The organism is Verrucomicrobiota bacterium, from assembly GCA_016871495.1.
Lineage (GTDB): Bacteria > Verrucomicrobiota > Verrucomicrobiia > Limisphaerales > VHDF01 > VHDF01.
On record VHDF01000003.1, the window covers coordinates 61,849 to 72,872 of the forward strand.

An 11,024-nucleotide genomic window follows, 5' to 3' on the forward strand; every position below is an offset into this window, starting at 1 on the left:
GCCAACCTGCCGCGGCGATCTCCTCCCGCTCCATGGCCCGCCCTGGGTGGATGCCTGCGCCCCCTGGCAGCACCCTTGCCCGTTGAACTTGCCTTGCCCCTTTGAAGACACGCCCTGAAGCGGCGTGATGAACGCCACGCCCCGGCGCTGCCGCGTGCATCAGCGAAAACCTGTGGATGCCCGGCTCTTCAAGTCCCGATCCGGTGCCTCCCGAAGCCGTTGTCTGTCGTGTGGCACAGGCTGCCCAGCCCCGTGCATCCCGATGTTGTTGGTAGGGCGGGCCTGTCCCAGCCCGCCGCCTACTGGATGCAAAACATCATGCTCCGGCGGCGCGCCGGGACGGACGCGCCCTACCTGCATCACCGGCAACATCGGGATGTGCCGTGCCCAGCCTGCTATATCGCCGACGGTCCGTCGGCCCGGCGGGTGAAGAACGAGGCCCTGCCATTTTCTCCACGTGCCAGGTCCCTTCGTCGCCCCGCAGGTTGCGGCAGCTTGCGCCACAACAGACAGGGCTGTCTGTGTCAACATGACAACCCGGTCACCGAGAACCTCTGGATGCACCATCATCTCGGCAACAGGTGAGAAGAATCTCGCCTCTTCCACTGAGGAGTCCCATGTTGACCGGCTCATGGGAACCTTGATCGCCGCGAACGAGATCTCCGTCGCCTTCGACCACCGGGTCGTTCTCGACCGGGCCTCCCTGGCCATTCACGAAGGCGACCGGGTGGGGTTGGTTGGACGCAACGGTTGCGGCAAGACCACCTTTCTGCGGTTGCTGGCCGGCGAGCGAATTCCCGACGATGGCGAAATCACCCGCCGCCGTGAGTTGGTGGTCGGTTACCTTCCGCAGGACTTCGCCCTTGATCCCGCCGCCACGGTGCATGAGAACGTGCGTGCCGGCGCCCGCCACGTGATCGACCTGATCGGGGAATTCGAAGCCTTGCCTCACGACTCCCCCCGCCACGCCGACCTTGAGCATCGTATTCAGGCGCTGGAGGGATGGACCCTCGACCAGCGCCTGGCCACAGCCATGGCGCGTCTGAATTGTCCTCGTCCCGACGCGCGAGTGGGGCCGCTTTCCGGAGGCGAAAAACGGCGGGTAGCCCTCTGCCGCGCCCTCGTGGCGCGGCCTGATTGTCTCATCCTCGACGAACCGACCAACCACCTGGATCCGGATGCCATCGAATGGGTCGCGGAATTCCTCGAGGAATTCCGCGGTGCTTTTCTCGTGGTGACCCACGATCGCTATTTCCTGGATCGAGTCGTCCACCGCATGGTCGAGCTCGCGAACGGGAAATTTTTCTCTCACGAGGGGAATTACTCCGAATATCTCCTGGCCAAGGCGGAAAGGGAATCCTCGGACGCGTCGGTGGAACGGAAGAGGCAGGCGTTTCTGCGCCGGGAACTCGAATGGGTCCGGGCCGGAGTCCGAGCTCAACGTCGCAAATCGAAGATTCGCTTCGAGCGTTACGACGAGGTCGCTGCGAACGAGGGGGTTCGGGTGGAGGCGGACATGGAGTTGGTGATCCCCCCGCCGCCACCGCTTGGCAATCGCGTGGTCGATATCACCAATCTCGGAGTCGAGTTGGGTGGAAAACGGCTGATCCGGAATTTTTCTTTCTCGTTCGAGAATGGACGGCGGGTCGGTGTGGTGGGAAGAAACGGACTCGGCAAAACCACGTTTTTGAAAGTCATTCTGGGGGAAATCGAGCCGATCGAAGGAACGGTGAAGCCCGGTTCACTGACGAGATTCAATTATGTGGACCAGGGCCGGATGCAGCTTCGGGAGGAATTCACCGCCTTGGAAGAAGTCAGCGATGGCACCGAATTTGTGATTTGGGGCGAGGCCCGGCTGTCCTTGCGGGCCTACTTGAAGCGTTTCTTATTCGATGACGACCGCATGACCACGCGCGTCAAATACCTCAGCGGGGGAGAGCGGAGCCGGTTGCTCCTGGCGAGGATCCTCAAGAACGGCGGCAACTTCCTGATCCTCGACGAACCCACCAATGACCTGGATCTTTCCACGCTGCGTGTTTTGGAAGAGGCGTTGATTGCGTTTCCGGGCGCCGTGCTGGTGGTCAGCCATGACCGCTACTTTTTGAACCGGGTTTGCACCGACGTGCTGGCTTTCGAAGGAGAGGGACGGGTTGCGCACAGCGTGGGGGACTACGACTATTATCTGGAAAAACGCGCCCGAATGGAGGCTGGTTCCGCGAGGAAGATTGAAACGGATCGTAGAGCAGGAACCCAATCCGCGCCGACTTCGAACCTGACCGCGAAGCCCCGGAGACCGGGAAAACTCTCGTTTCAAGAGGGCCGGGAACTGGAGGGCATGGAGGGTCGGATTCTGGAAGTCGAAGCGGAGATTGCCCGGATTGAAGGCCTCTTCGCCTCGCCGGATTTCTACCGCACGCACACCACCCAGGCGAAAACGATGACCGAAACCCTGGACAAACAACGCCAAACGCTCGCCCAACTTTACCTGCGCTGGGAGGAACTCGAGCAGATCAAAGCAGGGAGTTGAGGTTTTCATTTGACTTCAAAGACATGACATTGTATATACAAAGCAAGTACATGGCGTATTCAATGTCATCTCAATATCCAGAAAGTCTGCGATATGGAATTCGATTGGAACAATCCGCCGATTGAGTGGAGCAATTCTTTAACGTTGCGCGACATCGAGGAGTCGTTTGAAGATCCCTTTGCCATCCGTTTACTGCCCGATTCGCCACGGTTTGCCGTGCAGGCGCGGTATTTCAATCTGGGACGAAGTTCGGGCGGGGTGGGAATTTTTAGCGTTTACCGAACCAACGGCAAACAGATCCGGGTTATTTGCGCTCGGATCATGGAAGCCGAAGAGAACTTTTTTTATCAACGCAAGCTGAACGTCGCACTGGCCGCTTAAAGCGCAAAGCATTGCCATGCAAGTGTTAACCAAATGGGAAGAGGTTCCGGTGTTCGACAGTGAAATGTCGGAAGCCGCCTATTGGGCCGAAACCCGGGTCGATCTTCGTTTGATGGAGACGTCCGTGGCTGCCGGTGCGGAAAACACGGAGTCCGTGACCATGAGTCTGCGTATCGATCCGCGAATGCTGTCCAAGATCAAGCGCCTCGCGCGGTCGCGCTACCTGAACTACCAGAGCATGATCAAGCAATGGTTGAGCGAACGGTTGGAAGAGGAGTTGAAGTGAATTGCTTACGCCGGCCCAAACTCCCATGAGATCCCTTTGCCACCCCATCGAAGCTCGCCTCGGGAAGGCGTTCACGTTGATCGAGCTCCTGGTGGTGATTTCGATCATCGCGGTTCTGGCAGGATTGACCACTTCGGTCGCGGGGCGGGCGACTTCGGCGGGACGGATTTCCCGGACCCGCGGAGAGCTTCATCAGCTCCAAACCGCCATTGACGCCTATCAATCTCAATTGAATTTCTTTCCCCCGGACAACCGGATGAATCCCGCGGTCAATCCCCTGTTTTACGAATTGAGCGGGGTGGTTACGACCGATGGTTTGACTTTCCAGACCAAGAACAGTTCGGAGAAAATCTCCTCGACGGCCTTGAAAAACTATTTCGGCGTGGAAGGCATCCTGAACCAGGCCAAGGAGTCTCGAAATGCACGATCTTACGCCAACTTCAGGTCGAGTCAGTACGCCGAAATCAGCGTGAATCCCGACGTGGAAGTGCTGGTCGCCCCGGTCAAGATGCCTTTGGCGATCCAGGGACGAACCCTTGTCCAGCCCATCCCCAACAAGCCGGGGTTGAATCCATGGAAATACGTTTCAACCAGTCCGACGAACAATCCGTCCCGCTACGATCTTTGGGTAGATTTGATCATCGCGGGCAAGACCAACCGCGTGGGCAACTGGTGAGGCGCCGAAGACTTGAACCTATCATTCCTCGAACCATGAACTGTAAAACACTACCTCTTTCCGGGCTTCGCCGCGGCTTTACGCTCATCGAGCTGTTGACGGTGATCAGCATCATCGGGGTGCTGGCGGGTTTGCTCATCCCGGCCGTTTCAAAAGCCAAGGTCAAAGCACAAGTGGCGCGGGCCAAGACCGAAATCAAGGGAATCGAGGCCTCCATCGCAAGCTACGAGGCACATTATCACCGATACCCGTCGTCTCCTGCCGCCCGCAGAGCCGCCAGCCCTGACTTTACCTACGGCACCGCGCACGACGCCGAAGGAGACGGGAGTTTCATCATTCTGAACGACAAAAAGGGCAGGCCCCTCGCCTCGATCGGCAATAACGATCTAAGGCTGTATCAGAATAGCAACTCGGAGGTGGTCGGCATCCTGCGGAACCTCACCAAGTTCCGAGATGGACGCGAAAACACCGCCAATCGCAACTCGTCTCAGAACCCGGACAAGACCGACTTTCTCAACGCCAAGGACGTCGAAGGATTTCTGCCCGGTGGGATCGGACAAGACGGCGTCTATCGCGATCCCTGGGGCGCTCCTTACATCATTTCCATCGATCTGAACGCCGATGGCAAATGTCAGGACGGATTCTACCGCAAACAAGCCGTTTCGATGATTTCCGGCAACAAAGGACGCAACGGATTGTCGCGTTTGAACGGAGTGGACACGTTTGAATCCAGTTCGCCCATCATGGTCTGGTCGTTGGGGCCGGACGGCAAAGCCGACGACAAGATCTCCGGTGACTTGGGCGTGAATAAGGATAACATCGTAAGCTGGTGATCCCTGTCATGGTTGGCCCTGTCTCTGCTTTGATTTGAGCATGAATCTTCACCTCCCACTCTCCGCCCGGTCCGGGCGCGGGCTCCGGCTCGCGTTCAGTTTGATCGAGTTGCTCGTGGTGATGGTGATCATCGGCATTCTGGCGAGGATCGCACTGCCGGCGTTCAAAGGATTGGGGCAGGGCAATGTCTCCGCCTCCGCGAATCGACAATTGCTGGACGAACTGGCTTTCGCCCGCCTCACCGCCATCAACGAGCGGACCACGGTTTACATGGTCTTCGTGCCGTTGTTGAGCCAGGCCGACGCCCAGGCTCATCGCGTCAAGTTGCGCACCCCGCGCCAGCTCCGGCAAATGACCAATGTGTTAGGCAAGCAACTGACGGGCTATGCCCTCTTCACCAAGCGGGGGGTAGGTTCACAGCCAGGCCAGTTGAGCCCGCGCTATCTTACCGAGTGGAAAGCATTGCCGGAAGGAATGGTTTTTCAGCAGGGAAAGTTCGTACCGGCTACCGGCAGGATGAACGTCTATCAGAAGCCGTTCTGGTTTGATGCATTCCCGTTTCCGTCCGCCGATGCACCGGAATTCAGGCTGCCCTATCTCGCGTTCAATTCGTCCGGCCAGCTCGTGGGTTCCCAGGATGAGATTATCCCTCTCAGCCGCGGGACCGTGTTTTTCGGCCGCGATGCCGAGGGCAACGCCGTGGGGCAGGCGGACGTGGACATTTCACCGAAGGATAATACGAACTCCGTGCTGCGCGTCGGCTGGCTGACGGGGCGCGCGAACGTGATCAAACCCGTGCTGCCATGAAGATTCCATCGCTGCACCGATCCCGAATCCGAAGCGCCAGCGGCTTCACCATGATCGAAATTGCGCTCGCCCTGGGCGTGGTGGCCTTTGCCTTGGTGGCGCTGATCGGGGTGCTTCCCACGGGGTTGACCGTGCAGAAGGACAATCTCGAGGACACGATCATCAATGAGGATGGAACCTTTCTGCTCGAAGCCATCCGCAGCGGTTCCCGGGGGGCGAATGAACTGACGAATTTCGTCGAGGCCATCACCGTGTCCAATCGAGTCGACGGCTCCACGACATTCACCAACGACCCTCTCGCGACTCGCTTTCTCACCAATGGAGCGGCGGTGATCGGGCGGCTCAGCACGCCCAAGTACAGCGTTCGATCCGACGGGACCTTTCTGGAGAACCGCGTTACCGCGCGTGTGCGCGCCATCAGCGGCTCCGCCATCAGCCGGGATCCGGCGTTGAAGGATTTTGCGTTTGTCTATCAGGCGACGGTGGAGGTCGTGCCTTTCCAACTGTTGCCGCGAGAGGCGCTCGATGACCAGGCGGGAGGCTTGTCGGCCTTCGAGCGGGAATCGCGGGCGGCGAACCGGCGTCTGACGGAGCAAATGAGCGTCAATTCCTGGGAGATCCGCTTGAGCTTGCAATGGCCGCTTTATCAGGAAAAGGGCCAGTGGCGGGTGGGCCGGAACCAGAAGACTTTCCGCACCTTCGTCGCGGGCCAGCTTGTGACGCAGAACGGACTTTCCTTCATCGTCCCGAACACCTTCACGCGTTTGGAGCCTCCCAAAGCATCTGGAAAATGAGCGCCCCTGTTTCCCATCGCGCGTCCAAACGAGTGGCCGGCTTTACGGTGATCGAGCTGCTGGTGGCGGTGTCCGTGCTCTCCATCATCGTCTATGTGCTCTTCAGCATTTTCAACCAAACGCAAAAGGCGTTGCGAAGCAACATCGCCCAGGTCGATGTGCTCGAATCGGGGCGCGCCGCCATGGAGTTGCTCATTCGCGAGGTTTATGAGATGAGCCCCACGCCGGCGCCGCTGGTGGCGGAAAGCGAGCTTCGCAACAGTTTTCCATTTCAAATCAACTTCATGAGTTATTTGAGCCCGCGGAACAGGCGAAGTCCCGTGGGCATTCCCTTTCCCCCGCCCCCTGCAGTCCAGCCCCAGGAGCCTTATCCCGCGTTGATCCAGGATCTGCTGACGCCGCCCCTGATCCGGAACAATGTCGTGCAAGACCTGTTTTTCATGACCCATCAGCAGCGGAGTTGGAAAGGCATTGGCTTCCGTGTGCTGCCCGACCATACGCGGACGAATGATGATTCCTGGCGGCAACGGGAAGTGCGCTCACTGTATCGATTCGAAACGCGCGCTCGTGAATTCGACGTGACCACGTCCACCCGCAATCCGGGTTGGAGTTTTCTCCGGGCGGCGCCCCTGCCGGAGAACGACCCCACCAATTTTTTCAAGATCGCGGACGGCGTCGTTCATTTTCGAGCCACCGCCCTGGATTTCAAGGGCCGCCCGTACGATTACCTGATGCGCCGGACCAACGCCCCGGCACCCCTGGGGCTCCCGGCAAACCTGTTCGTGAACGACCCCTTGTACGCGAGCAATGTTTATGTGCTCAGAGACTCGCGCGACTTTGAAACCGCGACGGTCTTCGTCATGGACGCATTGCCCAGCTATGTGGACATCGAACTGGGAATCCTCGAGCCGAAAGTGGTCGAGCAGTATTATGCGATTCCCGATCTGAACCAGGGACGCGAATTTTTGCGTAAACAAGCCAGCAAGGTTCACCTCTTTCGCAAGCGAATCCCCATCCGCGCCGGCAACCGATGAAGAATAAGAATCAAAGCGGAGTCGCGCTCGTTCTGACCCTGGTCCTCCTCGCCGTGGTCACGTTGATGTCCGTCCTCTTTCTCGGCATGAGCCGGCGGGAGCGCGCTTCCATCCGCGTCACGGAGGATCAAACCGATGCTCGCCTTGCCGCGGACACCGGCCTGGCGCGCGCTCAGGCGGAAGTGGCGGGCCGCATCATGGCGGAGAGCAACTTCTTCAAGTACGACTTGATGGTGTCCACCAACCTCATCCGCGCGGCCGGATTCGACCGTTCGTTGGGCACCAATCCTTTGAACGTGGCCTATCTCAACGCGGACAATGGAGGCGCGTTGGGGGGTGATGACCTGCGGCGGATGCTGTCGAATCTGCGCTATTCGCCTCGGGCCCCTGTTTTCGTGCCCACCAACGGGCCGAACACCAACGATTTCCGATTCTATCTCGACCTCAACCGCAACGGCAGGTTTGAGGAAAACGGGCTGGTGACGATGGTCGATGACCGCGGGGTGGCGATTCAAGGCCAGGATGGGCGGCCGTCCCGGACCCCGATGGTAGGGGATCCGGAATGGGTCGGCGTGTTGCAGCATCCGGACAGCCCCCATTCGTCCACGAACCGTTTTATTGGACGCTACGCTTATATCGTGATGCCCGCCGGCAAGTCGCTGGATCTTAATTTTATTCATAATCGGTCCAAGTTCACGACGGACCGGATCCTGGCCAACGAAGGGTATCATCGAAACCAGGGTTTTGGGTCCTGGGAATTGAACCTGGCGGGTTTCCTGAGGGATCTGAACACGAATATGTGGGACTACGCCTATGCCTATCAGAATTTGGCATCTCCTAGCAGCGGGTTTGCCTTCAATGACGCCAATGCCTTGCTGGCCTATCGTTACCAGGACAGTCTGAACAACCTGGCCAGTGTGCGGGCCATCTTTACCCAGAACGGCGCCAATGCGTTTCGATTCGACCGAATCGACGGTTATGCCCGGGCGGTTCAGGGGGACACCCCGCCGGGCGCCAGCGATCCCGACAATCCGGACTTTCGATGGGCGGGCAGCGACAATCCGAGGGATTTTATTGACATCATGGAACTGTTCGACGGGGACGATTCCCGCGGAGGGTTCACGAACCGTTTTCGGACCCCTAGTTTCCGCCGGAGCACCTATGATCGATACACCACGTACCGCGCTTTCGCGCAATTGGGGGTCGATTCGGCCCCGGTGAACCGGGGCAAGATTCATCTTCACTATGATACGGTCGCGGCACGTCCGACCAACTCGATCGCGTGGGAGCCGGTGGCCTTCTTCACGAATGCGGCGCTCCGGATTTTGCGGTCTGAGTTGGTGGCCGTCACCAATGGCAATACCAAGGATTATTACATCGGGGAGTATCTTTTCCGGCCCGGAATCCCAGTGACCCATGAACTCGTCCTGACCAATCTCTCGATCCCCATCTTTCCCTTCAACGCTTACTCCCCCGCGGTTCATCGCGCGTTGCAGTTGTCGGCGAACATTTTCGACGCCACGACCAACCGTGTTGATAATGGCTTTGTTTTCCCCTCCGTTTTTCGTCCGGTGTTCATTCGAAGCGGAACGAACATTTTTATCTCGGGTTATCGTGAAGTGGGTCGCGGTGGCGGCGATGGAAGAGGTGAATGGAGCAGTCTTCCCTGGCTCGATGTGCGCGTGCCGAACCAGAATTCGCGCATCGGGAACACCACCCACGCCAACGTCCTTGGTGTCCCGTGGATCATCGGGGCCAAGAAAGGGTTTCCCAATTTCAACGAATACCAGCTCCAAACGGCGGCTCAGGTCACGCGGAAGCTTGAGTTTCGCAAAAAGTCCTTCACGGACCGGGGACCGTTCGATGTGCATCAGATGTACATCGTGGGGGTTTCCAACACGTTCGGCGTTGAAACATTTCATTCCTACACCAACGATTACACGCGCCCCACGCGCCTGCTGATCACAAACTCCGTGGCGGGCGCCTTATGGGACCGGCGAGCCAACCGGGCGTTGGGCACCCTCAACCGGACCATCTCGCGGAACGAGATTCGGACCTGGCGGGCGGGCGAGATTTACGTTCCGTTTGCCACCAACATGGTGTTCATTCCCGATTCTGCTTACTTTTCGCTGCCGAGCGGTGACTTGCGTCCGCTCTCCACGCGTCCCACCTTCGATCCCAATCCGCAGCATCCCACTCCGGAATGGGATCTGATCATCACCAATCGACTGACCATGATCGCGATCGATGAGGCGACCCGGCGAGTGGTGGATTTCGTCAACTTCGATCAATTGCCCAGCGGATTCAATGTGACGACGAATCTGCTCAAGGAGCCAAACGTGCTGAGCAGCCGTGAATACTCCGACAGCTCTTTTTGGCTCAGCAACCGGCTGAGTAACGCCGAGCTTCCGGCGGGTCACACGAACCAGATCTATGTCTCGTCGAACGATGTTTTGTCGGATACCGATTGGGCCAGTTTTTCACTCAATCCCGTGTCGGGTGCCGACAAACGTAAGGCCATCGACGGCTTTCGCATGTTCCTTGGCTTGACGCCGTTGTTCTCGAGCGGACGCCTTCAGCCTTCCACGAACTTGGTGGTGCAAGTGCCGTTTTCACCGTCCCGCAAGTTCCTCCAGACCATGAGTTGGCAGGCCAACGATCCGTTGGTGCACACGCATATTCTGGATTTGACGCATGAGGATTACAGCAACCCGGATCTGGTCATTCCGTTGAAGCCGCCTTTGACGGTGGAAAGCAAATCGAATCTGGGACTGATGAACCCGCGTTACGAACCCTGGGGTGGATCGAGCAACCGGACAGATTCGCCATCGTACTATGACATCCGCCACAAGGATCCGCTCGTGCGCAAATCAGATGATTGGGCGTTTCCGACCAACAAGTTTCCGACCATCGGCTGGCTGGGCCGCGTTCACCGCGGGACGCCCTGGCAGACCGTTTATTTGAAGGCCTCGGGGCCCCTGGACACCAATTCGTGGTGGAAGTGGGCCGGCACCCTGGGCACACATCCAACCAACGACTGGAAGTTGATGGACCTCTTCACGGTGGCGCCGAACAACAACGCCGCGCGCGGGCTGTTGTCTGTCAACCAGACCAACATCGCGGCATGGTCCGCTGTGTTGAGCGGGGTGAATTTGACCACGAACACGGTTGCCCCTGCTCAGATCAACCGGTTCACGAAGGCCGAGTTCGGCACCCTGGTGGCCGAACCCGCGAGTCCGCAATTGCAAAGGATCGTGGGCGGGATCATGCGTGGACGCACCAATTGGTTCGGTGGGGTCTATCCGTACTTGGGTGCGGTGTTGTCCGTGCCCGAGCTCACGGTGGGGAGCCCGTTCCTCAACTTCACGAATTTGAACCAGGTGCGCCATGGCATCGATGACGCGGCCTACGAACGCATCCCTCAACAGATCATGTCGTTGTTGAAGGCGGACGAGCCGCGCCTGGTGGTGTACTCCTTCGGCCAGGCCCTGAAGCCGGCTGGTCCCCCGTTCAGCCCGCCCTCCATTGTGGCCGGCGGTCCGTTTTACGGGTTGTGCACGAATTATCAGGTGACGGGGGAGGTAGTCACCAAGACGGTGTTTAGGGTGGATGGGACCGTGCAGCAACCGAGGATTGTGGTGGAGACCCACAACGTGCTGCCTGCGGAATAGGCGCGAATTCGAAA

General features: G+C 58.7%; 9 protein-coding genes. 8 read left to right on the forward strand and 1 reads right to left on the reverse strand.

What is annotated here, in order from left to right; all coding sequences use genetic code 11:
• Window positions 1-159: 159 nt before the first annotated feature.
• Window positions 160-372: a hypothetical protein gene (locus FJ404_01510; protein ID MBM3821558.1), complete on the reverse strand. Its 213-nt coding sequence runs from the start codon at window positions 370-372 to the stop codon at window positions 160-162.
• Window positions 373-631: 259 nt separating this feature from the next.
• Between FJ404_01510 and FJ404_01515 the strand changes: the two genes are divergently transcribed.
• The 8 genes from FJ404_01515 to FJ404_01550 all read left to right on the forward strand — a co-directional run bounded on the left by FJ404_01515 (window position 632) and on the right by FJ404_01550 (window position 11,010).
• Window positions 632-2,527 carry an ABC-F family ATP-binding cassette domain-containing protein gene (locus FJ404_01515; protein ID MBM3821559.1) on the forward strand — a complete coding sequence of 632 codons (1,896 nt, stop codon included), beginning with the start codon at window positions 632-634 and terminating at the stop codon, window positions 2,525-2,527.
• A 93-nt stretch (window positions 2,528-2,620) separates the two neighbouring features.
• Complete coding sequence (locus FJ404_01520; GenBank protein MBM3821560.1) at window positions 2,621-2,908, forward strand: hypothetical protein; 288 nt, start codon at window positions 2,621-2,623, stop codon at window positions 2,906-2,908.
• Window positions 2,909-2,924: 16 nt separating this feature from the next.
• The gene (locus FJ404_01525) at window positions 2,925-3,194 is read left to right on the forward strand and encodes a hypothetical protein (protein ID MBM3821561.1); all 270 of its coding nucleotides are present in this window, start codon (window positions 2,925-2,927) and stop codon (window positions 3,192-3,194) included.
• A 25-nt stretch (window positions 3,195-3,219) separates the two neighbouring features.
• The gene (locus tag FJ404_01530) at window positions 3,220-3,870 is read left to right on the forward strand and encodes a type II secretion system protein (GenBank protein MBM3821562.1); all 651 of its coding nucleotides are present in this window, start codon (window positions 3,220-3,222) and stop codon (window positions 3,868-3,870) included.
• A gap of 35 nt (window positions 3,871-3,905) precedes the next feature.
• On the forward strand, window positions 3,906-4,703 hold the full coding sequence (locus FJ404_01535) for a prepilin-type N-terminal cleavage/methylation domain-containing protein (protein ID MBM3821563.1): 798 nt from the start codon (window positions 3,906-3,908) through the stop codon (window positions 4,701-4,703).
• Between the two features lie 40 nt (window positions 4,704-4,743).
• Window positions 4,744-5,511 carry a prepilin-type N-terminal cleavage/methylation domain-containing protein gene (locus tag FJ404_01540; GenBank protein MBM3821564.1) on the forward strand — a complete coding sequence of 256 codons (768 nt, stop codon included), beginning with the start codon at window positions 4,744-4,746 and terminating at the stop codon, window positions 5,509-5,511.
• 634 nt (window positions 5,512-6,145) lie between these two features.
• Window positions 6,146-7,339 carry a type II secretion system protein gene (locus FJ404_01545; GenBank protein MBM3821565.1) on the forward strand — a complete coding sequence of 398 codons (1,194 nt, stop codon included), beginning with the start codon at window positions 6,146-6,148 and terminating at the stop codon, window positions 7,337-7,339.
• On the forward strand, window positions 7,336-11,010 hold the full coding sequence (locus tag FJ404_01550) for a hypothetical protein (protein MBM3821566.1): 3,675 nt from the start codon (window positions 7,336-7,338) through the stop codon (window positions 11,008-11,010). The genes FJ404_01545 and FJ404_01550 overlap by 4 nt, the downstream gene beginning before the upstream one ends.
• Window positions 11,011-11,024 lie beyond the last annotated feature (14 nt).

What these genes read in the sequence shown, in the direction of transcription:
- FJ404_01510 (MBM3821558.1), bottom strand. Translation starts at nt 372, where the DNA reads ATGTTGCCGGTGATGCAGGTAGGGCGCGTCCGTCCCGGCGCGCCGCCG.
- FJ404_01515 (MBM3821559.1), top strand. Translation starts at nt 632, where the DNA reads ATGGGAACCTTGATCGCCGCGAACGAGATCTCCGTCGCCTTCGACCAC.
- FJ404_01520 (MBM3821560.1), top strand. Translation starts at nt 2,621, where the DNA reads ATGGAATTCGATTGGAACAATCCGCCGATTGAGTGGAGCAATTCTTTA.
- FJ404_01525 (MBM3821561.1), top strand. Translation starts at nt 2,925, where the DNA reads ATGCAAGTGTTAACCAAATGGGAAGAGGTTCCGGTGTTCGACAGTGAA.
- FJ404_01530 (MBM3821562.1), top strand. Translation starts at nt 3,220, where the DNA reads ATGAGATCCCTTTGCCACCCCATCGAAGCTCGCCTCGGGAAGGCGTTC.
- FJ404_01535 (MBM3821563.1), top strand. Translation starts at nt 3,906, where the DNA reads ATGAACTGTAAAACACTACCTCTTTCCGGGCTTCGCCGCGGCTTTACG.
- FJ404_01540 (MBM3821564.1), top strand. Translation starts at nt 4,744, where the DNA reads ATGAATCTTCACCTCCCACTCTCCGCCCGGTCCGGGCGCGGGCTCCGG.
- FJ404_01545 (MBM3821565.1), top strand. Translation starts at nt 6,146, where the DNA reads ATGGCCGCTTTATCAGGAAAAGGGCCAGTGGCGGGTGGGCCGGAACCA.
- FJ404_01550 (MBM3821566.1), top strand. Translation starts at nt 7,336, where the DNA reads ATGAAGAATAAGAATCAAAGCGGAGTCGCGCTCGTTCTGACCCTGGTC.